This window comes from Dokdonia sp. LLG6352-1, from assembly GCF_045055815.1.
GTDB lineage: Bacteria > Bacteroidota > Bacteroidia > Flavobacteriales > Flavobacteriaceae > Dokdonia > Dokdonia donghaensis.
This window is the reverse complement of sequence record NZ_CP159329.1, coordinates 1,426,548-1,453,440: the sequence shown is the minus strand read 5'-3', so window position 1 is coordinate 1,453,440 and position 26,893 is coordinate 1,426,548. Positions and strand designations below refer to the sequence as shown.

The 26,893-nt window shown below is 40.2% G+C and carries 16 protein-coding genes; 8 read left to right on the top strand and 8 right to left on the bottom strand.

What is annotated here, in order from left to right:
• The first annotated feature begins 21 nt into the window (after nt 1–21).
• The gene (locus ABVM49_RS06450) at nt 22–303 is read left to right on the top strand and encodes a DUF427 domain-containing protein (protein WP_375253015.1); all 282 of its coding nucleotides are present in this window, start codon (nt 22–24) and stop codon (nt 301–303) included.
• Between the two features lie 78 nt (nt 304–381).
• Here ABVM49_RS06450 and ABVM49_RS06445 read toward each other — a convergent pair whose 3' ends face one another.
• Both ABVM49_RS06445 and ABVM49_RS06440 read right to left on the bottom strand, forming a co-directional pair.
• Nucleotides 382–675, bottom strand: a complete 294-nt coding sequence (locus ABVM49_RS06445; protein WP_405203526.1) for an isoamylase early set domain-containing protein — start codon at nt 673–675, stop codon at nt 382–384.
• Between the two features lie 222 nt (nt 676–897).
• Complete coding sequence (locus ABVM49_RS06440; RefSeq protein WP_405203525.1) at nt 898–1,974, bottom strand: aminotransferase class V-fold PLP-dependent enzyme; 1,077 nt, start codon at nt 1,972–1,974, stop codon at nt 898–900.
• Between the two features lie 64 nt (nt 1,975–2,038).
• Between ABVM49_RS06440 and ABVM49_RS06435 the strand changes: the two genes are divergently transcribed.
• The 3 genes from ABVM49_RS06435 to fabD all read left to right on the top strand — a co-directional run bounded on the left by ABVM49_RS06435 (nt 2,039) and on the right by fabD (nt 3,956).
• Nucleotides 2,039–2,485 (top strand): 2TM domain-containing protein, encoded by a 447-nt coding sequence (locus tag ABVM49_RS06435; RefSeq protein WP_298353866.1) that lies wholly within the window; start codon nt 2,039–2,041, stop codon nt 2,483–2,485.
• Nucleotides 2,482–2,964, top strand: a complete 483-nt coding sequence (locus ABVM49_RS06430) for a dihydrofolate reductase (RefSeq protein WP_405203524.1) — start codon at nt 2,482–2,484, stop codon at nt 2,962–2,964. The genes ABVM49_RS06435 and ABVM49_RS06430 overlap by 4 nt, the downstream gene beginning before the upstream one ends.
• 107 nt (nt 2,965–3,071) lie before the next feature.
• Nucleotides 3,072–3,956, top strand: coding sequence for an ACP S-malonyltransferase (fabD, locus tag ABVM49_RS06425; RefSeq protein ID WP_405203523.1), 885 nt, complete (start codon nt 3,072–3,074; stop codon nt 3,954–3,956).
• A 76-nt stretch (nt 3,957–4,032) separates the two neighbouring features.
• On the opposite strand, the gene ABVM49_RS06420 is transcribed toward fabD, so the two are convergent.
• On the bottom strand, nt 4,033–4,494 hold the full coding sequence (locus tag ABVM49_RS06420) for a hypothetical protein (RefSeq protein WP_405203522.1): 462 nt from the start codon (nt 4,492–4,494) through the stop codon (nt 4,033–4,035).
• A gap of 243 nt (nt 4,495–4,737) precedes the next feature.
• Between ABVM49_RS06420 and ABVM49_RS06415 the strand changes: the two genes are divergently transcribed.
• The gene (locus ABVM49_RS06415; RefSeq protein ID WP_405203521.1) at nt 4,738–5,508 is read left to right on the top strand and encodes a helix-turn-helix transcriptional regulator; all 771 of its coding nucleotides are present in this window, start codon (nt 4,738–4,740) and stop codon (nt 5,506–5,508) included.
• A gap of 56 nt (nt 5,509–5,564) precedes the next feature.
• Here ABVM49_RS06415 and ABVM49_RS06410 read toward each other — a convergent pair whose 3' ends face one another.
• The gene (locus ABVM49_RS06410; protein ID WP_405203520.1) at nt 5,565–5,804 is read right to left on the bottom strand and encodes a hypothetical protein; all 240 of its coding nucleotides are present in this window, start codon (nt 5,802–5,804) and stop codon (nt 5,565–5,567) included.
• A 144-nt stretch (nt 5,805–5,948) separates the two neighbouring features.
• Here ABVM49_RS06410 and ABVM49_RS06405 point away from each other — a divergent pair, with 144 nt between their 5' ends.
• Complete coding sequence (locus tag ABVM49_RS06405) at nt 5,949–6,608, top strand: DUF2461 domain-containing protein (protein ID WP_405203519.1); 660 nt, start codon at nt 5,949–5,951, stop codon at nt 6,606–6,608.
• Here ABVM49_RS06405 and ABVM49_RS06400 read toward each other — a convergent pair.
• Nucleotides 6,605–7,819 carry a 3-deoxy-D-manno-octulosonic acid transferase gene (locus tag ABVM49_RS06400; protein WP_405203518.1) on the bottom strand — a complete coding sequence of 405 codons (1,215 nt, stop codon included), beginning with the start codon at nt 7,817–7,819 and terminating at the stop codon, nt 6,605–6,607. The two genes, ABVM49_RS06405 and ABVM49_RS06400, sit on opposite strands and share 4 nt — an antisense overlap.
• 160 nt (nt 7,820–7,979) lie before the next feature.
• Here ABVM49_RS06400 and ABVM49_RS06395 point away from each other — a divergent pair, with 160 nt between their 5' ends.
• Together ABVM49_RS06395 and ABVM49_RS06390 are read left to right on the top strand one after the other, a co-directional pair.
• Complete coding sequence (locus ABVM49_RS06395; RefSeq protein WP_405203517.1) at nt 7,980–9,113, top strand: DegT/DnrJ/EryC1/StrS family aminotransferase; 1,134 nt, start codon at nt 7,980–7,982, stop codon at nt 9,111–9,113.
• A 3-nt stretch (nt 9,114–9,116) separates the two neighbouring features.
• Complete coding sequence (locus tag ABVM49_RS06390; RefSeq protein WP_405203516.1) at nt 9,117–10,394, top strand: amidohydrolase family protein; 1,278 nt, start codon at nt 9,117–9,119, stop codon at nt 10,392–10,394.
• 105 nt (nt 10,395–10,499) lie between these two features.
• Here the strand turns inward: ABVM49_RS06390 and ABVM49_RS06385 are convergent, their stop codons facing one another.
• The 3 genes from ABVM49_RS06385 to ABVM49_RS06375 all read right to left on the bottom strand — a co-directional run bounded on the left by ABVM49_RS06385 (nt 10,500) and on the right by ABVM49_RS06375 (nt 26,846).
• Nucleotides 10,500–12,461: an OmpA family protein gene (locus ABVM49_RS06385; RefSeq protein WP_405203515.1), complete on the bottom strand. Its 1,962-nt coding sequence runs from the start codon at nt 12,459–12,461 to the stop codon at nt 10,500–10,502.
• A 71-nt stretch (nt 12,462–12,532) separates the two neighbouring features.
• The gene (locus tag ABVM49_RS06380; protein ID WP_021778014.1) at nt 12,533–13,489 is read right to left on the bottom strand and encodes a type IX secretion system membrane protein PorP/SprF; all 957 of its coding nucleotides are present in this window, start codon (nt 13,487–13,489) and stop codon (nt 12,533–12,535) included.
• Between the two features lie 58 nt (nt 13,490–13,547).
• Complete coding sequence (locus ABVM49_RS06375; protein ID WP_405203514.1) at nt 13,548–26,846, bottom strand: gliding motility-associated C-terminal domain-containing protein; 13,299 nt, start codon at nt 26,844–26,846, stop codon at nt 13,548–13,550.
• Between the last annotated feature and the right edge of the window lie 47 nt (nt 26,847–26,893).

Below are 26,893 nucleotides of genomic sequence, written 5' to 3'. Positions count from 1 at the left end.
AACATCTAAAAAAAAAGAATTATGAAAGCAATATGGAACAACGAAGTAATAGCAGAAAGTGACGATACGATAGTGATAGAAAATAATCACTATTTTCCGCACGATGCTATAAAGAAAGAATATTTTAAATCTAGTGATTTACACAGTACCTGCCCCTGGAAAGGGAAGGCATCATATTACTCAATAGAGGTGAATGGAAAAGAAAATACTGATGCCGCTTGGTACTATCCAGAAGTAAGTGAGCTAGCAAAAAGTATAGAGAATAGGGTTGCCTTCTGGCGTGGTGTCGAGGTAGTAGAGTAATCTTATTTTGTAATAAAAAAAAGCCATTTTCTAACCGAAAATGGCTTTTTGCACTATAAGTTGGGGGAAAACTTAACGTTATAATTCTAAAACGCTGTTTTCGGCAGCGGCATAATCATTCCATTGGTAACCATCTGCAGCTTCTTCATTTACCCACTCTCCATCTACTACATATTTAAACTCGTATGACTTTTCTGTAGGGATATCAAAGGTACCTTTAAAGGTTCCGTTCTTAAGTTTTTTAAGAGGTGTTGTGGTATCCCAGTTATTAAAATCACCTGCTACGGCAACCGTATCTGCATCTGCAGCAGCAATCGCAAAGGTTACTTTACAAACAGGCTTTGTTTTTAAAAATTTCTTAGTAAGCGCCATAATTCTTTGTTTTTGATAAAGTACAAAGATAGGATTAGCACGTTATAAAAAACAGATAATCAGACTATTGAGCTCATTATTCACGATTTAATAATATTGCACCTCTTAAAATTGATATCTAGTAAATCGAAAACGTTTGAAGGCATCATAAATTGATTTTATGATGATTAATTAACACGTCACTCACGTAAAATTTACAGTAAAAACCACAAAACAAATCGATTATGACTTGATAGCTTTAAGTAAATGTGCTAGATCATCTTCTGTATTAAAGTAATGAAAACCTACCCGCACGCCTTCTCCTCGCACCATCGTAAGTATATCTTGGTTTTTTAGTTTTATGATAGTTTTATCATCTCCTGTTATATTAAAAAATGCACCGTGACTCTCGCGCTCTGCAATTGCTTTTGAAAGAAGTCCATTTTCTAAAAACATCTCTTTGGCTTTCAGATTTATATCCTTAATTCTCTTATCTATAAGCCCCATACCAAGTTGATTTATAACATCTATTGCTACACCTAGGCTTCCATAATTGAGCGTGTCTTGGTGTCCCGGCTCAAAACGACCCAAAAAGTTACCTTCTTGAGGCTTATACTTTCCTTGTATAGAATTAAAACCTGTTGTGCTAGGCGCTACACGATCTACAATACTTTCTTTAAACAAGAAAAAACCATTACCATACCCAGCATTCATCCACTTGTAGGTGCTCGCCCCCATAGCATCTAGTGCAGAGTTATCAAAATCAAACACCTCTGTACCTACATACTGTGTAGCATCTGCAAGAAATAATGTATCAGGATATAGCGCTTTTAACTCTTTAAGAAACCCTTGGTTTATTTTTAAACCATCCAGCCACTGCACAAGTGAGAATGCAAAAATATCTGGCGTATCTTTCTTAAAAGCTTGTGCAACCACCTCCTCAAGATTAGGACTAATCTGGGTGTACTTGACATCAAAATCTCTACTCTCAAAAGGCCAGTTTATAGATGGGTAATCTCCTTCTAACAGCAGTACCTTTTTGTGTTTTTTAATCCCTTCAAGTAGCGTATTAAAACCGTATGAAAAATTAGGAACAAGGGCTACTCTATTTGCCTCGCAAGAAAAAAGCTTGCCTACCTTCTCACGCACAGACCCTAATATTTTACCTTGATTTTCTTTGAGCAAGCTTCCTTGTACTAAGAAATCAAGATCGTGTTCTTGCCTCCACTCCATCACGAGCACAGAGAGTAAACCAGAAGAAGGTGTATTGAGATAGGTGTACTGACTCAGGATTGGGAAGAGTTTGGCAAAATTTTTCATAAGCTATTTTTAAAATGACGTTCTAAAAGGCTAATTTTATATGATCATATAAAGGTCGCATTTTATGGCACTATTCTCAAAGAAAACAACAACATCTATAGACCCAGTTCAAAAAGAACTTATAGAAAACGCTCAAGCTCGCGTAAGGCAAAAGAAAAACCTCTACAGGCATTTTGTAGCTTTTCTAGCAGGAGCAATACTTCTTATTGTAATTAATCAAGTGCTTAATGTGGGTGAAGAGTTTAAACCTTTTGAGACTCCTTGGTTTGTATGGGCAATTCTTATATGGACATTTTTCTTTCTCATACATCTCATAAACGTCATTGTAATGAGCAAGTTTATGAATAAGGAGTGGGAACAAAAACACCTAGACAGACTCGTAGCCAAACAAAAACTACGCATCGCAGAGCTAGAAGAGAGTGTGCAAGTATCACACCCGTTACCAGAAAAAAAAAGTCCAATCTTAACAGACCCAAACACCTCACTAGACAACCAGAATACTCCCCTATGATAACAATGATAGCAGCAGCTGCCGAAAATAATGCACTGGGTAAAAATGGCGATATACCCTGGCATCTTCCAGATGATTTTCGTCATTTTAAAAAACTCACCACAGGTCACCATATTATTATGGGGCGTAAAACCTGGGAGTCTTTCCCAAAACCGCTACCTAATAGAACACACGTAGTCATTACAAGAGATAAGCAATACAACGCACCAGGTGCTACCGTTGTGCATTCCCTAGAAGATGCGCTGGCATATTGTAAGCAAGAGGCTCACACATTTATTATAGGCGGTGGCGAGATTTATAAACTAGGTATGCCATATGCCACCCATATAGAACTTACCCGAGTACATAACGAGTATGCGGCAGATGCGTTTTTTCCAGAAATACCAGAGAGTGAGTGGCAACTTGTAAACAGTACCTTTCACGATGTAGATGACAAACATAAAAGCGGCTTTACTTTTCAAAGCTGGAAGAGAAAGTAGAGTAAAGAACTTATACGTAGTTTTTAGTACGCTTTCGCGAAAGCGTATATCTCCTCATTGAGTCTCTCTCATTTTGTACTTTTGCACCTACTAACGAATATAAATTTATGAAAGCATATATATTTCCAGGTCAAGGTGCTCAGTTCTCAGGAATGGGATTAGACATTTTTGAAAAATACCCAGATGCTCAAGATCTTTTTTTAAAGGCAAATGATATTTTAGGTTTTAATATTACTGATGTAATGTTTGAAGGAACTGCAGAGGATCTTAAAGAAACTAAAGTAACACAGCCGGCTATCTTTATACATTCTATAGCACTTAAATCTGTTATGACAGATTTTGCACCGGCAATGGTAGCTGGTCACTCACTAGGAGAATTTTCTGCCCTTGTAGCAAGTGGCGCATTAAGTTTTGAAGATGGATTAAAGCTTGTGAGCCAGCGTGCACAGGCTATGCAAAAAGCTTGTGAGCTACAGCCATCTACTATGGCAGCCGTATTAGGTCTAGAAGACGCAGTGGTAGAAGAGGTGTGTGAGCAAACACCAGGAGTTGTGGTAGCCGCAAATTATAATTGTCCAGGCCAGCTTGTAATATCTGGAGAGATAGAAGCCATAAATAAAGCCTGTGAGACTATGAAAGAAAAAGGTGCACGTAGAGCGCTTGTGCTTCCTGTAGGAGGAGCTTTTCACTCACCTATGATGGAGCCAGCTAGAGAAGAACTAGCCGCGGCTATAGAGGCAACCAAGTTTACAAAACCTATATGCCCTATATACCAGAATGTAACTGCTAGCGCTATAACAGATGCTAGCCAAATACAGGCAAACTTAATAGCACAACTTACCGCTCCAGTAAGATGGACACAAACCATACAGCAAATGATTGCAGATGGTGGTACAGAGTTTATAGAAGTAGGTCCTGGTAAAGTGTTACAAGGCCTTATGAGAAAAATAAACAGAGATGTAGCTGCAAGTAGCGCTATACTACCTGAATAGTATTACTCTATTTTACAACATAAAAAAAAACCAGCTGTTAGGCTGGTTTTTTTATTTATGATGGTTAAGTGTCTTCTTAGTGACCTGTCGCCTTCTTTACTTTATCTACAGCTCCGTTTGCAGCATCTTTTGTTGCATTTGCAGCGTTATTTGCAGCGTCTTTTGTTGCGTCTACAGCATTGTTTGCAGCATCTTTAGTTGCATCAATAGCGTTGTTTGCAGCATCCTTAGTTGCATTTGCAGCATCTTTAGCTCCCTCTACTGTTGCATCTGCAGCGTTTTCGATAGCGTTTCCTGTTGCATCTACAGCATCTCCTGCAGCGTTTGCAGCGTTATTTGCAGCATCTTTTACAGAGTTACCAGCGCTCTCAAGAGCATCACCAGCACTGTTTACAGCATCACCAGTTGCGTTTGCAGCATCATTTGCAGCATTTTCAACAGCGTTTCCAGCTTCATTTGCTTTTTCTTGTACTTCTCTACAAGAAACTGCTCCTACGATAAGGGCTAGTGCAGCAACATTTAATAATAATTTTTTCATAATAGAAATTTGTTTAGATAGTTGTGAGGTGCAAATTTAACATAATTTCACATTTAATCAGCAATATTAGATATTTACTACAATCTTTAACCGATAAAAAACACAAATACATCGACAATCTGCCTTATACAACACTTGTTTTTAAAATGTTATGTTCTTTATACGTCCAAAGTGCTGAAAAAGATGTTTTTAGATAAAATAATTTTTATTTGGAAATATTCCTAATTTTCATACATTTACCGTATGGGAACAAATGATTTACCTTCAGAAATACGTAGATTTAAAGAAGTGCGTGAAGATCACGACTTCACACAAGCAGAGTTTGCCGAAAAATTAGGCATAAAAAATAGTACTGCAGATATAGAGCGCGGCCGTACAAAACTCTCTGGCCAAGTTATTACAGAGCTACTGCGCCTTTTTCAAATAAACCCACTATGGATTTACGGTTACAGTAACCAGAAGCACCTTAACCCAGATAAAGGAGACATAAGTCCTAAGGTTGTCATAGTAGATAAGGAGGATAATGAAAATATGGTTTTAGTAAATCAAAAAGCCGCTGCGGGTTATCCTAATAATATTGCAGATGTAGAGTGGTATCAAAACCTGCCTGCCTTTGACTTCCCTATACCTCAATACCGTAATGCTACTTACAGAGGTTTTCAAGTAGAGGGCGACAGTATGCTCCCTAACTTTAGACCAGAAGACTGGGTACTTGCAAAGGGTGTAGAAAGTCTTGAGTATGCTAGTGATAATAAAGTATATGTCATTGTTATGCAAGATGCTGTTGTGGTAAAAAAACTACAAAAACTTCCAGATTCATCGCGCGTACTTCTTATATCAAGCAATGAAGATTATGCACCCTATGAGGTTACCGTAAGCGACATACAAGAAATATGGCAAGTAAATAGTAAGCTCACTTTTAATCTAGATGAAGGTAGTAGTAACAGCCTACTTAAAGAGCTACAACAGTCTATGCTTGAACTCAAAGCGCAGATGACAGAATTTAAAGCATAAAAAAAGGATAATACAATAACTTGTATTATCCTTTTTACGTGCCGTTACAAAACAGACTAATAATCTGTTTTAATTTTAACCTCTCCATCTTCATCTACCTTTACTTTGGTCTCAGAACCGTTTGCATTTTCTGTTTTTAATTTATAACCGTCGTCTGTATTTTTTTCTTTTATCTCAGCGGCATTTTCTTTTGCTTCTTCTATAGCCTGCTCTGCTTCTGTTTTCTTCTCTTTACAAGAGGTTAATGATACAGCCATAATACCTAGAGCAATTGCTCCTATTTTTAATGTTTTCATAATCATATTGGTTTAGTGTACTACAAATGTAGATTGATTAATAAGGCTTCACGCACAAAGCTTTACCAATAAGCTCTAAAGTTACGTTAACATTTATCCCTCATACTTTCTATATTACCTAAAACTGTTAATTTTAAAGTAAAAATGAACTTTCAAGATACCTACGACTTTCTCGAAAAACTTCAACAAAACAACTCCAAAGAGTGGATGGATGCTCATCGCAAAGAGTATCATCATATTAGAGACAACCATATAAACTGGCTTAACAAACTTAATGCGAAGCTGGCGGAGATAGATGAAGCGTATTTCGATACACCTGGTAAAAAGGCTATAAACCGTATCAATAACAATCTAATGTTTCACCCTAACAAGCCTATTTACAAAGACCATATAGGCGCAGGACTGGATCAAAGAACTAAGCAAGGGGATTTTTACATTGAGATAGGTCTCAAACATAATCTTGTAGCCGGTGGTTACTGGAAGCCTAAAAAAGAAATTCTAGATAGTATACGCGATGCGATAGATTATAACGGCGAAGAACTCAAAGCTATATTAGAAAAACCTAGCTTTATAAAAGCATTTGGAAACCTATGGGGTCAAGATAAACTAAAAACCGCACCAAAGGGTTTTTCTAAAGACCACCCCCATATTGACTTACTTAGGTATAAAACATTTGCAGTGGAGACTACGCTTTCGCGAAAGCAAGTTTTATCAAAAGATTTTGACGCACTACTTATTGAAATGTATAAAGAGATGCTCCCTTTTAGAAGATACTTGAGAGAAGCCGTATCTGTGCTTACTTAATTGCTGTCTTTGATATAGTCTATTACAGCTCGCGTAGCCCCAGTATTACTATTTATAAAATGCCCTGCAATCATACCTGTCTGAGCTCTAAACTTGTCATCACTGAGTAGTTTATTGAGTCGCTCGTCAAATTGATCTTGACTCGCAACCGCATATAATCCAGCAAGCTGCTGGAGTATTTTTGCCTCGGGAAATTTATTAAAATGAGGACCTATAAGAATAGGCACTCCAAAGGTCGCCGGTTCTAAAATATTATGTAATCCTGTATTCCCCATAGCACCGCCTACATAAGCTACATCTGCATAACTATAGATTTTAGTAAGAAGTCCTATCGTATCAACTATAAGTACATCATAATCTTTTAAAGTATTTATATCCATTGTAGAGTAACGCGCGACTCTAGCGGTACAAGCTCCTATAAATGCTGATATTTTTTCTTCTTTAATCTCGTGTGGAGCGATAATAAATTTGGCCTTGCCTTCGTGATTGTTTATGTAGTCTATAATTAATTTATCATCTTCTGGCCAAGTGCTTCCGCATACCACACAGAGATTATCATTCTTAAATTGTGAAACAAAATCAAGTGTATTATCCATTGTAAGCTGCTGGCTCACTCTGTCAAAACGAGTATCTCCACTTATTGTATAATTTTGAAATCCTAGCTTTTCTAAAGCTTCGGCAGAGTTTTGATCTTGTAAAAAGAAATGCTCAAAACTCTCTAATGATTTGATCATCCATTTACCATAAGGTTTAAAAAAAGGTTGACTTTGCCTAAAGACCCCAGAAATCAAAAAGGTTCTAATCTTTCGGCGTTGTAGCTCTCTTAGGTAGTTAGGCCAGAATTCATACTTAACAAAAAAAACTGCCTCTGGTTTTATGGTATCTAAGTAGGTACTAACGTTTGATGTGGTGTCTAGTGGTAGGTAGATCGTCGCTTTCGCGAAAGCGTTATTTTTCTTTATTTCATATCCAGAGGGAGAGAAGAAGCTTATCACCAACTGGTGGTCTGGATAGTGCTCAGCAAGGGCCTTTAATATAGGTACCCCCTGCTCATATTCTCCTAGGGAAGCGGCGTGCATCCACAACGTTTTCTTTGTAGGTATGAGTTCCGCATTTAAAATCTTAATAGTATCCTTTCTACCTGTAATAGACTTTTGAAGCTTTTTATTAAAATTTCCAGCAAGCGGTAATACAGCCTGGACTAACCTCATTAATAAAGAATACAGTGTGTGCATAGGTCAAAAATACACTTTGTAATTAAATAGGTCTGAGTAGGAGATGGAGATTTTGTATTTTTGTTTTCTGTAAAATCAACGCTTTTTATTAAAATACCACTCTGTAGAAAGGTCACTTGCCTTTCTCCCATATCTAATGAAAAAAATACAAATGGTCGATCTTAAAGGCCAATACGCGACTATAAAAGAACAAGTAGACAGCAGCATTGCAGAGGTAATTGCAAACACTGCCTTTATAAATGGACCTGAAGTAAAAAGCTTTCAAACCGAACTGGAAGCGTATCTAGGCGTAAAGCACGTTATACCGTGTGCAAATGGTACTGATGCACTTCAAATCGCTCTAATGGGTCTAGGCTTAGAACAAGGAGATGAGGTCATCACGGCAGATTTTACTTTTGCAGCAACTGTAGAGGTGATTGCCCTTTTAAAACTTACTCCGGTTCTTGTAGATGTTGACCCGGTAGATTTTAATATCGACATTGAAGCTATTAAGAGAGCTATCACACCAAAAACAAAGGCTATTGTGCCTGTTCACCTTTTTGGTAGAGCAGCAAATATGGATGCTATTATGGATCTAGCAAAAGAACACAACCTCTTTGTTATAGAAGATAACGCACAAGGTATAGGTTCAAACTACACAGGCCGTGATGGTAAGAAAACAAAAACTGGAGGGATAGGTCACGTAGGTACAACATCTTTTTTTCCTTCAAAAAACTTAGGTTGCTATGGTGATGGCGGTGCAATATTTACAAATGACGATGACCTTGCCCATACCATAAGAGGTGTGGTAAATCACGGTATGTACGTACGATACCACCACGATGTAGTAGGGGTAAACAGTAGACTGGACTCTATACAAGCAGCAGTTTTAAGAGCAAAACTGCCACATCTAGACTCATATAACAAAGCGAGACGCGATGCTGCACGCAAGTATACAGAAGCCTTTATGAGTAATAAAAAGATTATTACACCTATAGTTTGTGATAGTTGTGATTGCCACGTTTTTCACCAGTATACACTACGTGTAGTAGACACAGACCGTGATGCTCTCGTAGCACACCTTAATGAGAATGGGATACCTTGCGGCGTGTACTACCCTATCCCACTGCACAGCCAGAAAGCTTATAAAGATGAGCGATATGATGAGGCAGACTTCCCTGTGACTAATGCTATTGTAAAAGACTGTATATCTCTACCTATGCACACAGAGCTAGAAGACGACCAGATTGCTTTTATAACGAAAACCGTGATTGACTTTGTAAATAAATAATCTATGAAACATACGCTATCCTTTCTACTTGCTTGCCTAGTGAGTATGACCACTTTTGCACAAGAGACGTTACTACATTGTGGTAAAATAATAGATACTCAAAATGGCAAGGTTTTAAAAGAGCAAACCATTACCGTACTAGGTAATCAAATTGTGAGTGTTGAGAAGGGGTACGCTTCCGCGAAAGCTGGACAAAGCATAATTGATCTTAAAACCAAAACGGTAATGCCTGGCTTTATAGATATGCACGTGCACATAGAAGGCGAGACAAACCCAAAACAGTATCTTGAGACCTTTACTAAGAATGAGGCAGACGTAGCCTTTACAGCAGCCGAAATTGCAGAAAGAACATTACTCTCAGGCTTTACAACAGTAAGAGATCTAGGCGGCTCTGGAGTAAATGTATCTTTAAGAAACGCCATTAACTCAGGAACCACTCGAGGCCCTCGTATTTATACTGCCGAAAAGGCCATAGGAACCACAGGAGGCCACGCAGATCCTACTAATGGTTTTAAAAAGGTAAATATGGGCGACCCTGGCCCAGCCCAAGGTGTTATAAACAGTGTAGATGACGCAAGAAAGGCGGTAAGACAACGCTATAAGAATGGCGCTGACCTTATAAAAATCACAGCCACCGGAGGTGTTCTTAGTGTGAGTAAAAATGGTGATAACCCACAATTTAGACAAGAAGAGGTAGATGAGATTGTACGCACTGCAAAGGAGTACGGAATGCACGTAGCTGCGCACGCACACGGTAAAGAAGGTATGCAACGTGCTATTAAAGCGGGTGTACAGACCATTGAGCACGGCTCATTTATGGATGAAGAAACGGTGCAGCTTATGAAAAAACACAACACCTATCTCGTACCCACCTTATCTGCAGGAAAGTACGTCGCTGCCAAGGCTAAAGTAAAAGGTTACTACCCAGACATCATCATACCTAAAATTGAAAAGGTAAATACAACACTTAAAAAGACATTTACAATGGTTGCAAAATCTGGAGTAAATATTGCTTTTGGGACAGATGCAGGCGTATTTCCTCACGGTGAGAATGCAAAAGAGTTTAGATATATGGTAGATTATGGATGGAGCCCTATGTTTTCAATACAATCTGCAACTATTACAAACGGGAAACTTCTAGATATGGAAGGTAAACTAGGTGTACTAGCCCCAGGCTACCTCGCAGACATTATAGCTACAGATGATGACCCTACACAAAACATAGCAACCACAGAAAGTGTCTCTTTTGTTATGAAAGATGGATTAATCTATAAGCAATAACGACGTAAAACTTTAAAATAATTAACTAGACTAGGTAAACACTACCCATTAAAAAAGCCTCGCTCATTTCTGAGCGAGGCTTTTTTAATTAAGTATAAATGACCTTTATTTTGTCACTATAATAAATTCAGACCTTCTGTTAAGTTGGTGCTCCTCTTCTGTACATTCTATACCATTCCCACAAGCATTAGTAAGTTGGGTCTCTCCATATCCCCTGCCAGTAAGTCGTGACATACTAATACCTCCTTGATCTACTATGTATCGTATTGTAGATACATTTCTACGTTGAGATAAACTCATATTATAAGCATCTGGAGCTCTACTATCTGTATGTGATCTTACATCAATTTTTAGACTTGGGTACTCCCTCATTACTGCGATAACCTTCTCAAGCTCTAATGCGGCATCTGGACGAATGTTATGCTTATCAAAATCAAAGTAGATAGGATTAAGCTCTAGTGTCTTTGCAAGATCGTCTCCTAACTCTATCTTTAATGGTGGTTTTAAGTATAAATCTCTGCTTAAAACCAGCCCTACCTCTGATGTGGTGTTGACTATGGCCTCTGCTGGCTCATATAAAGACTTACTAGCACGTACTATGTATGATGTATTACAATCTACATCTGGAAAACTAAAACGTCCCGCATTGTCGCTTATTTTTGTCCCTACAACTTCATTTGCAATATTGCGTAACTCTACCGTAGCTTGAGGAAGTATCCTATCGGTCTTTACATCCTTTGTAACTCCTGTAATATTCTGAGCACAATCTGTAAGCAACTTTTGTTTACGCTCAAAACTATAAATATCATCATTACCAAGACCTGTAGCCCTGCTAGAGGCAAAATAACCTGTACCAAGCTCCTCGTTTAATATCAACCCAAAATCATCTGCACTACTATTTACAGGCTTACCTACATTGTAAGAATCTCCTATACTACCAGCTGCGTCTAACTTACTAACAAAAATATCAAGTCCTCCTAAACCAAGATGCCCATCTGAAGCATAAAAAAGCTTGTTATCTGAACTGATAAAAGGAAACGTCTCTCTACCCTCGGTGTTGATACGATCGCCTAGATTTACAGGCTCACCATAACTACCATCCCCATTAATGGTTACCATCCATAAATCACTTAAACCTTTTGTACCAGGCCTATCTGAGGCAAAGTATAAAATATCTTCTTCAGGACTCAAAGCAGGGTGTGCAGTAGAAAACTCATCACTATTAAAAGGAAGCTCTACAGGAACAGACCAACCATCATTAGATTTTTCACTCACATATAACTTTAACTTTGTCGTACCATCCTCATCTCTCTTTAACTTTGTCTTCTTTGAATAGTTATTTCTTGTAAAATAAACAACATCTCCATTTTCTGTAAACACAGAAGTACTCTCGTGATAAGGAGTATTTATCTCATCTGATAGACGATTAATAGTAGGATCATTAGTCTCTGTATCTCTTACAACAAAAAGATCTAAAAAAGGTTGATCGTTCCAATCGTGTATGTAGTCTCCAGTAGCCACTTCGCGATTTGAAGAAAAAACAAGATCCTCACCATAGTAACTAGGACCAAAATCTTGAAGCTCACTGTTAAAAGAAACCTTCCCAATGGTATATCTACCAGACTGTGCTTCGATTTCCTTAAGGTAATCACGCTCGGCTACATAACGCTCTGCTCGAGAATCATCTCCATTTAACCTATTGAAAATATCCATTTGAGTATCTGCCAGATCATAGCGCTTCATACTCTTAAGAGACTGAGCATATCTAAAGTAATACTCAGCATTTGCAACAAGCGTATCACTTTCTGAACCTAAAAGTTCACCATACCACTTTGCAGCCTGCTTATAATCGGCAGTGAGATAATAAGCATCACCTAGTTTCTTTAAAACCTCTGGTGATCTAAAACCCCTCTCTGCAACTCGTAAATATAAATTACGAGCATCTACAAAGGCATATTGATCAAAATTTTCAGTCGCTTCCCGTACCTTACCCTCTTGTGCCGTAACAGTAAAGCACAGCAAACACATTATTGATGCTAGTAAGCTCTTTAGTAATCTTTGTTTCATACAAAATAATTTTAGTCAGCTCTATTTAAACTAACGCTTTCGCGAAAGCAAAAAAATATTAATATATCTAATTAGAAGAATCTAGGGGAAATCAAACGCTTAGGTTTCTTTAAAATCTCAAACCTTAAAAACACCTCGTAACTACCGTTGTTAAACTGTTGTAACTCGGTAGTCTCACGATCATAAGCAAAGCCTATCATTAAACTATCTGTCACCTGAAAACCTACAAGACCACTTAAAGCAGCACTCCACCTATAAGCAGCACCTAAGGTTAATCTATCATATAATAAAGCATTTGCAGTAACATCTACTTGTAGTGGCGCTCCAGATACCCACTTTGCAATAGCAGCAGGTTTTAACTTAAAGTCTGGAGTAATATCAAAAACATAACCCGAAGTGAGGTAGTAGTTAATACGCTCGGTAGCGAGATAAGTAGCATTAGGATCGTTCGTGTTTTGGCTATCATCAAAGTGATCGGTCTCCAATAAATTTGGAGCACTTAAACCAGCATAAAAACGATCTGTAGAATAAAATAACCCCACTCCTATTTGAGGTGAAAACTGGTTGTCTATATTATTCTGAATAAGCGCATCACCATTCTGAAATGGCGAAGCCTCTGAATAGTTTACATCTAATAAGTGTACCCCTCCTTTTAATCCGAAACTAAGCTTACCAATATCTGATGTAGGTATTGAGTAACTAAAGGCAAGGTCTACATAGGTCTCACTGGTGATAAAAATATCATCTTGAACGATATTAAGACCTAAACCTACACGCTGAGAGTCTCCTATAGGAGAATGGATAGAAGCGGTTTGTGTACGAGGTGCGCCGTCAAGACCAACCCACTGACTTCTGTGAAGACCCAGCACACTAACACCACCACGTGAACCCGCATAAGCAGGATTAATACTTAACGTATTATACATATACTGTGTATACTGTGCGTCTTGCTGGGCATTTAACTGAACTGTACTCAGCGTTAAAATGAGCAATGACACAACAAATATAGTGTTAAAACATTTTTTCATATTGCTTTATTTTAATCCGGTGTACTCTTACAAGTACACCGAATATTAGTATCTATTATTATCTGTTTAAGTATAAAGGTCCCGCAAGTTGCTGAAGTTTACCTGAAGCATTAGTATATTCTACAGTGTAGTAATACGTTCCTACTGGTAAAAGCTGATCGCCGTTTATAGTAGCACGACCATTACTCTCTCCTCTAAAGTACTGACCATCCTGACCATAACCATTTACTCCATAAACCTCTACTCCCCAACGGTTGTAAATACGTACAGTATTGTTTGGATACTTTTTAATACCTCTTATGACAAATACATCATTTAAACCATCGCCATTAGGAGTCATTATATCAAATACCTCTAAACCATCGGTCGCATTAGGATTACCATTGTTAACCTCTAAGAAGTCAATTATACCATTACCATTTTCATCTCCACATTCATCTCCATTAGGTATACCATCACCATCACAATCTAGATCTTTCCACTCTTGAGTTGTAGCTGTCATATCTTGATTTTCTGGATTTAAATCACAAGGATCTAATGGATTAGTACCATCTAATATTTCTACTCCATTAGTAACGCCATCGCCATCACAATCAAGATCATTCCATTCTTCACTTGGTTCTACAGACTGATTCTCAAAACTGAAGTCACAAGGGTCATTTGGATCTGTATTATTAGGTCCTATCATCCCATCTCCATCAGGATCAAGCTCGTCAATATTAGTAACGCCATCTCCATCACAATCTGCTAAAGCGTTTTCTTCAGAAATAGTGCTTAGATCTAAGTTATCTAAATCAAAGATACACGGATCACCTGTATTATTATCACTACCATTAGGTGTCCCATCATCATCACAGTCTGTATCTAACCATTCTTGGCTAGGTGTAACAGTCTGACTATCTAATATGTAATCACACAAGTCTAATGGGTTTGTTCCGTCTTCCAATTCATCACCATTAGTAACTCCGTCGCCATCACAATCCAGCATATTCCACGCTGGTGATTGAGGTAGACTAACATCATCAAGCTCAAAATCACACGGATCTACAGGGTCAGTACCACCGGTTACTTCATCACCATTTGTTACACCATCACCATCACAATCCTGCATTTCCCACTGAGATGTCACTATCGAGATATCTTGGTTTGCGGTATCGTAACTACAAGAATCATATGGATTTGTTCCATCAATAACCTCTTGACCATTTAAAACACCATCACCATCACAATCAGAACCTTGCCAAATTGGGTTGTTTTGATCTTCATCACCTATTGTACCATCATCAACACAAGGATCATTTGGATCCGGATCATTTGCATTGATAGTTCCGTCACCATCACAATCTGCTAATGCCCATATAGAATTTGTTGAATCCTCATCACCTATTACTCCATTATCTGCACAAGGATCTAATGGGTCTGGATCTTCACCATTGATAGTCCCATCACCATCACAATCTGCATTATACCAATCTGAATCTGTATCCGTAAGATCTACCATAGTAAGATCAGCATCAACACAAGGATCTAATGGATCGTCATCTGTTTCATTTGGATTACCATCACCATCACAATCCGCTGTTAACCAATCTCCTGATTGCGGTAAACTAACATCATCAACATTGTAATCACAAGCATCGGTTGGATCTGTACCATCAGGACCAGCTGTACCATCCATATCAGGATCTACTTCTATTCCATTTGTTACACCATCTCCATCACAATCTGCCATATACCAATCTGAATTATTATCGAACAGGTTTACATTTGCTATGTTTCCTCCTATACAAGGATCATATGGATCTGGATCATTTCCATTAACCTCTCCATCTCCATCACAATCTGCCGCTGCCCAAACATCATAGTTTGGATCCGTTGGATCTGGAATAGTTACTATATCTGTATCACCAGCACAAGGATCAAATGGATCTGTATCTGAACTGTTTGGTTCTCCATCGCCATCACAATCTGCATTATTCCATTCATCTGTCACTATTGTGATATCCTGATTCTCTTCTAAATAATCACAAGTATCAAGCGGATTAGTTACATCATTTATTTCCGTTCCATTTGAAACACCATCTCCATCACAATCTAGTGCTAACCACAGTGTTGATACGATTGTAACATCCTGGATTGAAGCATCATATTCACAAGGATCATTTGGATCTGTACCAGTCGCAATCTCATTACCATTGGTTACTCCGTCACCATCACAATCTGCATTCAAATAAATATCACCTACTATAGTTACATCTTGATTATCGAGATCAAAATCACAAGCGTCGAGAGGATCTGTTCCATCTATAGTTTCCTGACCATTGGTTACACCATCGCCATCACAATCTGCATTGTTCCATTCATCTGTCACTATTGTGATATCCTGATTGTCTTCTAAATAATCACAAGTATCAAGCGGATTAGTTCCATCATTTATTTCCGTTCCATTTGAAACACCATCTCCATCACAATCTAGTGCCAACCACAGTGTTGATACCATTGTAACATCTTGGATTGAAGCATCGTATTCACAAGGATTATTTGGATCTGTGCCAGTCGCAATCTCATTACCATTGGTTACTCCATCTCCATCACAATCTGCAGCCAAATAATCGCCTTCCACAATTGTTATATCTTGACTTACAATATCAAAATCACAAGGATCATTTGGATCTGTACCATCGGCAATTTCCTGACCATTGGTTACTCCATCTCCATCACAATCGGCATTTAAAAACGCTGTTGTTTGTGTTACAGTAATATCCTCAACATCAAAATCACAAGGATCAAATGGGTCTGTTCCTGCTGCAATCTCGTCACCGTTAGTTACTCCATCACCATCACAATCTGCATCAAAATAATCACCCATCTGTGATAAGGTCACTAAAGAAGGGTCAAAATCACAAGGATCGAATGGATCTGTACCATTAGCAGCCTCATCTCCATTACTTACTCCATCACCATCACAATCGGCAGCAGCCCATATAGCATAGTTCTCATCTGTAGCATCTGGAATCGTTGCAACAGTTACATCGCAAGGATCGAATATATCTGTTCCGTTTGCTATCTCATCTCCATTTGTCTCGCCGTCACCATCACAGTCACTTGAAATAAAGGGCTCTGCTATCGTAGTCTCATCTTGACTTGCAACATCAAAGTCACAAGGGTTATTTGGATCGGTACCATCGGCAATCTCATCACCGTTAGTTACTCCATCACCATCACAATCAGCATCAAAATAATCACCCATCTGTGATAAGGTCACTAACGAAGGATCAAAATCACAAGGATCGAATGGATCTGTACCATTAGCAGCCTCATCTCCATTACTTACTCCATCACCATCACAATCGGCAGCAGCCCATATAGCATAGTTCTCATCTGCAGCATCTGGAATCGTTGCAATAGTTACATCACAAGGATCGAATATATCTGTTCCGTTTGCTATCTCATCTCCATTTGTCTCGCCGTCACCATCACAGTCACTTGAAATAAATGGCTCTGCTATCGTAGTCACATCTTGACTTGCAACATCAAAGTCACAAGGGTTATTTGGATCGGTACCATCGGCAATCTCATCACCGTTAGTTACTCCATCACCATCACAATCAGCATCAAAATAATCTCCCATCTGTGATAAGGTCACTAAAGAAGGATCAAAATCACAAGGATCGAATGGATCTGTACCATTAGCAGCCTCATCTCCATTACTTACTCCATCGCCATCACAATCCGCAGCAGCCCATATAGCATAGTTCTCATCTGCAGCATCTGGAATCGTTGCAACCGTTACATCACAAGGATCGAATATATCTGTTCCGTTTGCTATCTCATCTCCATTTGTCTCGCCGTCACCATCACAGTCACTTGAAATAAATGGCTCTGCTATCGTAGTCACATCTTGACTTACAACATCAAAGTCACAAGGGTTATTTGGATCGGTACCATCGGCAATCTCATCACCATTAGTTACTCCATCTCCATCACAATCTGCATCAAAATAATCACCCATCTGTGATAAGGTCACTAAAGAAGGATCAAAATCACAAGGATCGAATGGATCTGTACCATTAGCAGCCTCATCTCCATTACTTACTCCATCGCCATCACAATCCGCAGCAGCCCATATAGCATAGTTCTCATCTGCAGCATCTGGAATCGTTGCAACCGTTACATCACAAGGATCGAATATATCTGTTCCGTTTGCTATCTCATCTCCATTTGTCTCGCCGTCACCATCACAGTCACTTGAAATAAATGGCTCTGCTATCGTAGTCACATCTTGACTTACAACATCAAAGTCACAAGGGTTATTTGGATCGGTACCATCGGCAATCTCATCACCGTTAGTTACTCCATCTCCATCACAATCAGCATCAAAATAATCACCCATCTGAGATAAGGTCACTAAAGAAGGATCAAAATCACAAGAATCAAATGGATTTGTACCATTAGCAGCCTCATCTCCATTACTTACTCCATCACCATCACAATCGGAAGCAGCCCATATAGCATAGTTCTCATCTGCAGCATCTGGAATCGTTGCAACCGTTACATCACAAGGATCGAATATATCTGTTCCGTTTGCTATCTCTACTCCATTTGTCTCGCCGTCACCATCACAGTCACTTGAAATAAATGGCTCTGCTATCGTAGTCACATCTTGACTTGCAACATCAAAGTCACAAGGATTATTTGGATCGGTACCATCAGCAATCTCATCACCGTTAGTTACTCCATCACCATCACAATCAGCATCAAAATAATCACCCATCTGTGATAAGGTCACTAACGAAGGATCAAAATCACAAGGATCGAATGGATCTGTACCATTAGCAGCCTCATCTCCATTACTTACTCCATCGCCATCACAATCAGCAGCTTGCCATATTGGGTTCGTAGTGTCTTCATCGCCTACCGCACCATCGTCTACACAAGGATCAAGTGGATCTGGATCTACACTATTTGGTGTCCCATCTCCATCACAATCGGCTATTAACCAATCTCCCATTTGTGGTAAACTAACATCACTTATATTTGAATCACAAGGATCGCTCGGATCTGTTCCATCAGGACCGGCAGTACCGTCTCCATCAGGATCTACTTCAACTCCATTTGGCACACCATCACCATCACAATCCGCATTATACCAATCCGTATTGTTATCTGATAAATCAACATTAGCCAATTCTACTCCTATACAAGGATCATATGGCTCTGGATCGTCTCCATTTGTTTCACCATCACCATCACAATCAGCGGCTTGCCAGATTGGATTCGTAGTATCTTCATCGCCTAGCGTTCCATCGTCTACACAAGGATCATAAGGCGCTGTATCTGTACCATTTGGTGTTCCATCGCCATCACAATCAGCAGCTTGCCAAATCGCATTGGTCATATCTTCATCGCCTATCACACCATCATCCGTACAAGGATCAAGTGGATCTGGATCTACTCCATTTGGTGTTCCATCACCATCACAATCGGCAGCTTGCCAAATCGCATTAGTCGTATCTGGTGTACTTCCTGCTGTGAAATCACAAGGATCTTCTGGTGCTGGATCTGTTCCGTTTGGATCACCATCGCCATCACAATCGGCAGCAGCCCATACATCATAAGCATTCTGAGCAGCAGTACCCGGAGCCATAGGATCTACCTGAACCGTCGGTGTCGTAACACTACAAGGATCAAACGGATCTGTACCATTCATTACTTCTTCACCATTAGTCTCTCCATCACCATCACAATCGGCAGCAGCCCATACATCATAGTTCGGGTCTGCAGGTGCTGGTATCGTAGCAACACCACTAACACTACAAGGATCGTTAGGATCTGAACCATTCATATCTTCTGTACCGTTAGTCTCACCATCACCATCACAATCAGCGGCTTGCCAGATTGGATTCGTAGTGTCTTCATCGCCTAGCGTTCCATCGTCTACACAAGGATCATAAGGCGCTGTATCTGTACCATTTGGTGTTCCATCGCCATCACAATCAGCAGCTTGCCAAATCGCATTGGTCGTATCTTCATCGCCTATCACACCATCATCTGTACAAGGATCAGTCGGATCTGGATCTACTCCATTTGGCGTACCATCACCATCACAATCGGCAGCTTGCCAAATCGCATTAGTCGTATCTGGTGTACTTCCTGCTGTGAAATCACAAGGATCTTCTGGTGCTGGATCTGTTCCATTAGAATCACCATCACCATCACAATCTGCAGCAGCCCATACATCATATGCATTCTGAGCAGCAGTACCTGGAGCCATAGGATCTACCTGAACCGTTGGTGTGGTTACACTACAAGGATCAAACGGATCTGTACCATTCATTACTTCTTCACCATTAGTCTCTCCATCACCATCACAATCGGCAGCTGCCCAAACATCATAGTTCGGATCTGCTGGTGCTGGTATTGTTGGTACCCCACTCACACTACAAGGATCGTAAGGGTCTGAACCATTCATATCTTCTGTACCGTTGGTCTCTCCATCACCATCACAATCAGCGGCTTGCCAGATTGGATTCGTAGTGTCTTCATCGCCTAGCGTTCCATCGTCTACACAAGGATCATAAGGCGCTGTATCTGTACCATTTGGTGTTCCATCGCCATCACAATCAGCAGCTTGCCAAATCGCATTGGTCGTATCTTCATCGCCTATCACACCATCATCTGTACAAGGATCAGTCGGATCTGGATCTACTCCATTTGGCGTACCATCACCATCACAATCGGCAGCTTGCCAAATCGCATTAGTCGTATCTGGTGTACTTCCTGCTGTGAAATCACAAGGATCTTCTGGTGCTGGATCTGTTCCATTAGAATCACCATCACCATCACAATCTGCAGCAGCCCATACATCATATGCATTCTGAGCAGCAGTACCTGGAGCCATAGGATCTACCTGAACCGTTGGTGTGGTTACACTACAAGGATCAAACGGATCTGTACCATTCATTACTTCTTCACCATTAGTCTCTCCATCACCATCACAATCGGCAGCTGCCCAAACATCATAGTTCGGATCTGCTGGTGCTGGTATTGTTGGTACCCCACTCACACTACAAGGATCGTAAGGGTCTGAACCATTCATATCTTCTGTACCGTTGGTCTCTCCATCACCATCACAATCAGCGGCTTGCCAGATTGGATTCGTAGTGTCTTCATCGCCTAGCGTTCCATCGTCTACACAAGGATCATAAGGCGCTGTATCTGTACCGTTTGGTGTTCCATCCCCATCACAATCAGCAGCTTGCCAAATCGCATTGGTCGTATCTTCATCGCCTATCACCCCATCATCCGTACAAGGATCAAGTGGATCTGGATCTACTCCATTTGGCGTACCATCACCATCACAATCGGCAGCTTGCCAAATCGCATTAGTCGTATCTGGTGTACTTCCTGCTGTGAAATCACAAGGATCTTCTGGTGCTGGATCTGTTCCATTGGAATCACCATCGCCATCACAATCTGCAGCAGCCCATATATCGTAAGCATTCTGAGCAGCAGTACCTGGAGCCATAGGATCTACCTGAACCGTTGGTGTGGTTACACTACAAGGATCAAACGGATCTGTACCATTCATTACTTCTTCACCATTAGTCTCTCCATCACCATCACAATCGGCAGCTGCCCAAACATCATAGTTCGGATCTGCTGGTGCTTGTATTGTTGGTACCCCACTCACACTACAAGGATCGTAAGGGTCTGAACCATTCATATCTTCTGTACCGTTGGTCTCTCCATCACCATCACAATCAGCGGCTTGCCAGATTGGATTCGTAGTGTCTTCATCGCCTAGCGTTCCATCGTCTACACAAGGATCATAAGGCGCTGTATCTGTACCGTTTGGTGTTCCATCGCCATCACAATCAGCAGCTTGCCAAATCGCATTGGTCGTATCTTCATCGCCTATCACACCATCATCCGTACAAGGATCAAGTGGATCTGGATCTACTCCATTTGGCGTACCATCACCATCACAATCGGCAGCTTGCCAAATCGCATTAGTCGTATCTGGTGTACTTCCTGCTGTGAAATCACAAGGATCTTCTGGTGCTGGATCTGTTCCATTAGAATCACCATCACCATCACAATCTGCAGCAGCCCATACATCATATGCATTCTGAGCAGCAGTACCCGGAGCCATAGGATCTACCTGAACCGTTGGTGTGGTTACACTACAAGGATCAAATGGATCTGTACCATTCATTACTTCTTCACCATTAGTCTCTCCATCGCCATCACAATCTGCAGCTGCCCAAACATCATAGTTCGGATCTGCTGGTGCTGGTATTGTTGGTACCCCACTCACACTACAAGGATCGTAAGGGTCTGAACCATTCATATCTTCTGTACCGTTGGTCTCTCCATCACCATCACAATCAGCGGCTTGCCAAATCGCATTGGTCGTATCTTCATCGCCTATCGTTCCATCGTCTACACAAGGATCATAAGGCGCTGTATCTGTTCCGTTTGGTGTTCCATCCCCATCACAATCAGCAGCTTGCCAGATTAGATTCGTCGTATCTTCATCTCCTATCACCCCGTCATCCGTACAAGGATCAAGTGGATCTGGATCTACTCCATTTGGCGTACCATCACCATCACAATCGGCAGCTTGCCAAATCGCATTAGTCGGATCTGGTGTACTTCCTGCTGTGAAATCACAAGGATCTTCTGGTGCTGGATCTGTTCCGTTTGGATCACCATCGCCATCACAATCTGCAGCAGCCCATACATCATAAGCATTCTGAGCAGCAGTACCCGGAGCCATAGGATCTACCTGAACCGTCGGTGTCGTAACACTACAAGGATCAAACGGATCTGTACCATTCATTACTTCTTCACCATTGGTCTCGCCATCGCCATCACAATCTGCAGCCGCCCAAACATCATAGTTCGGATCTGCTGGTGCTGGTATTGTTGGTACCCCACTCACACTACAAGGATCGTAAGGATCTGAACCATTCATATCTTCTGTACCGTTGGTCTCTCCATCACCATCACAATCGGCAGCTTGCCAGATTGGATTTGTAGTGTCTTCATCGCCTATCGTTCCATCGTCTACACAAGGATCATAAGGCTCTGTATCTGTACCATTTAGTGTTCCATCGCCATCACAATCAGCAGCAGCCCAAATATCATAAGCTGTCTGTTCTGGTGTTCCAACCATCATTGGATCTGTTGGCACTGGAGTTCCTGGTGTAAAATCACAAGGATTCATTGGATCTGGATCACTTCCATTAGGATCACCATCACCATCACAATCTGCTATTAACCAGTCTCCTCTTTGTGTTTGAGTAACTAGCAAAGGTTCATAATCACAAGGATCTGTTGGATCTGTTCCATTACCATCGTCAACACCATTTCCATCAGGGTCAATTTCATTTCCATTTGTTACACCATCGCCATCACAATCTGCATCTTGAAATTCTGTAGTCGTTATTGTATAATCCTGACTTCCGGGTAAATAACTACAAGTATCATAAGGATCTGTACCATTTGTATCATTCTCTATTCCGTTAGTGACACCATCGCCGTCACAATCTGCAGCAGCCCAAATATCATATGCATTCTGAGCTGGAGTACCAGCCATCATAGGATTAGTTGGAGCCGGAGTACCAGCACTAAAATCACAAGGATCTGTAGGGTTAGGATCAGTACCGTTAGGATCACCATCACCATCACAATCTGCAGCAGCCCATATTGGATTACTAGTATCAGCTATACTTCCAGGAGTGAAATTACAAGGGTCATTAGGATCTGGATCTGTACTATCACAATCACCGTCACCGTCAGTATCAATACACCCATCTACTGTTACGCTTTCATTTAAATCATCTCCAGCAGTAGTAGGATCTGTTTGATCTGGTGTTGACGCCGCAGTAGTTGTATTTGTTATCGTGTTCCCATCTTCGCCACCATCTACAACACCTTCGATTGTTAAAGTAACAAATTGTCCGCTACCTATTAAAGGTATTGTCCAGTTTGGATCAGTATATGTAGAAGGCTCGTCACCTCCCGTATTTCCGTTATTGACAGTTGCAGTAAGGCCTGCTGGGATTGCATCTACTAAAGAAACATTAGTAGCATCATCTGGACCGTTATTCGTAACCGTAATTGTAAATGATACTGTATCTCCTTCCGCCGGTGTAGCATTACCACTTACCAAGGTTTTAACAGTAACCAAATCTGCCTCACCAACTGCAATTCCATCGTTATTTCCGTCTGTACCATCATCCACATTATTTGCAGGATTCCCATCTACTTGATCTGCTGAAACTGATGTAATATTTGTAAAAGGTCCAGCAGCATCTATTGTACCTGTCACGATTAAAGTCACATCACTAAATGGTGAATTAGGCAATATTGTCCCGACATTACAAGGGAAGGTTACACAACCTGCTCCAGTTATTCCTGTAATAGTAACATTTGTAGGAGTATCTGTAACAAATACATTTGTTGCTGTATCTGTTCCCAAATTACTTACAACTATATTCCAAGAGACCGTATCTCCAGGGGCAAAAGGTCCCGATTGATTTAATGTTTTAGTTATACCCACATCGGCGGCGGCAACACTACAAGAATCTGGCGCTGTACCTGCTACTTGTGTATCTGTACAGCCACTTGGATTTACAAATGTTGCTGTCAAAATAACATCTGCACCATCTGAAGCAAAGGTTAAACCAGAAAACGTGTATGATGTTGCACCCGCTGGTATTGAAGACACTGGAACGAACTCATTTATTCCTGCACCAGTTAGATCTAGAGTACCTAACCCTGGTGGATTTGTAAACTCGACTATAACATCTGCTGTGAATGTATCATCTGATGCATCACCGGTCGTACCGCCTGAGTCACACGCACTAATATTGTCTAAAGAAATAATTGCAATTGTACAGGTATTTACCGTAATAAACACATTTGCTGTATCTTGATTACCTAAAGGATCTGCTACTGTGTAAGGAAAAGATATAGGAGTACTACTTCCAGGAGGAGGTGTAATAATGAGCTCACCACCCACATATTCTACAATAGTACCATCTGAAAGTAACACTGGCGCACCACCTTCTGTAATAGGCATCCCATCAACCTCGGTTATAATAATAGGGTCCATATCTGGATCAGAATCATTACTTAAAGGAGCTATTGTAATTGGCGTATCAACATTTGTAACATCAATATCATCTTCAGCCTCGGGAGGGTTATTTAATATTACAGACGATTGGACAGGCCCTACTACTGTGCCATTTGGATCTGTAGCCGTGAAAGTAGCTACATTTTCCATAGTACAAGGTAATGTAATTTCAACATCAATTGTTAAAATAAGTCTTTCGCCTGGAGCGAATTGACCTGTATTATTTTCAAAAATGTTATTAAGTCCTTGTCCAGTATAAAAGGCATTGAGCACTGGATCTACTGTTGCTGTTGACGTTACTATTTGTGGAGCCCCAATACTTACAATATTTCCAGGACACATCGCTTCAATATCATCAACAACTTGTAAATTAAATATGTCTACCGGAGACGTTGGATCATTCTGAATTTCTATTTGAAAAGTAACATCTCTATTGCCCAAGGTGCCAGCGGGATCATTATTAATAATTGTTTTTGTGATTACAGGAATTGGTGTGAATAAAAGTTGCACCGGAGTTTGATCACAAAAACACTGCTCATCATCGTGCTCTGCTGTTGTATTTCTTCTTGATATGTCCGAAACAGCCGTTCCATTTGAATCTTCACCAGAAAAAACACCTTGCGTATTCCTTACTGTTTGATTTCCTGTAGGCCCTACATTCAAATCAACTCTATAAGATGCTGTCTCTCCAGAGGCCATACTCTGACCTGGAACTAAAAGATTTGTGGAGGTACCTATTACTCCCGAGCCTCCATCGAAATCTGGATTTGCAGCTAACGTTCCTGTAAGCTGTGTTACAGTAAATGTATTGATTGGGATACCTGAATTAAACAAATGATCAAATGAATCTACGTATTGCACATTACTTGCTGTACCTGAACCAGAGTTTCTAAGTGTAATTGTATAGAAAAAATCAGAAGTCCCATCTGTATTAATAGGAGGAGTAGCATCATTTACTTGAAGCCCAGCGCTCAATATAGAAAGGTTTTCCTCAAACAACTCAACATCTGTAGCACTCGTTATATAAGGATCTCCAGTCACTGCATCATTTGCTGTTGCAAAAATTTCATTAATAACTGTAGCTCCGTCCAAACCTGCAACAGCATCTACCTCAATACAAAATGCGTAAGTAATACTTTCTCCTGGACCTAACTCTTGTAATGTATCAATTATAATAACATCTTCTTGTGTAGTTCCATTAAAAGAGCCATTAGGAGTTACTCCTAAACTTAAAGGCCCAGCAGACCTTGAAACTATATTCACAATATTTGCGTCACCTAAAAATGGCGTACCCAAATCGTCAGAAATATTTATGTTGTATACCGGATTCGCCCCAGTGTTAGTTAAAGTTCCTTCATAACGTATTCTATACCTATCATCTGTAGTATACCCCCAATCACAATGAGACTTATCTATTACTAAACCTCCATCACCAACGGGCACACTACACTGCGACGGTGCTGTAAATGTATTAGGGAGATTAAAAGGGCAAGTACTATCAGAAAAAGCAGCTGTTAAGTCTACCGGCCCTCCGTCTGATGGAAACACAACGCCCACAAACGTATGACTTGTAGGAGAGTCTAACGTACCAACACCTTCAAATTGATCAAAAACATTATCTCCTGTTAAATTGAGGGTTCCTGTCGTTGGCGGAAAATCAAATGTTACAGTTATATCTGCAGTAAATGTATCATCACCATCTTGACCTGGTCCTTGTGTACCTCCATCATTACAGATTGAGATATTATCTGCCACTATACCATTTATAATACAATCAGGACTACAAGAAGCTGGAGCCGAAACTGCCATAGGATCTGTAAAAGTACAAGCTGCATCATCTGAGAATGTAGCAGTCAAACTTTGGAGCATTCCATCTGCCGTAAACAGAACATCTTGAAATGTGTGTGAAGTTGCCGTATCTAAATCTGCAACCAAAACCGTTACAGCATTTAGATTATCACCAGTAATGTCAAGACTACCCGTAGCCGGAGCCATATCAAATGTAACTGTTACATCTGCAGTAAAAGTATCATCACTAGGATCTGGAGTAGTACCTCCATCATCACAAGCAGATATCATAGATGTAGAGATAACTGTAATGTTACATTGTGCATTACCGACTTGCGATACTAAGAAAGAAAGTAATAAAAATCCAAAAATTGAATTTTTAAAATTGTTCCGATAAGATAAATTACGTAGTAGTGATTTCATAAGCGAATACTATAATATTACTTTATGTGAATCCAAAAAATTGGCCA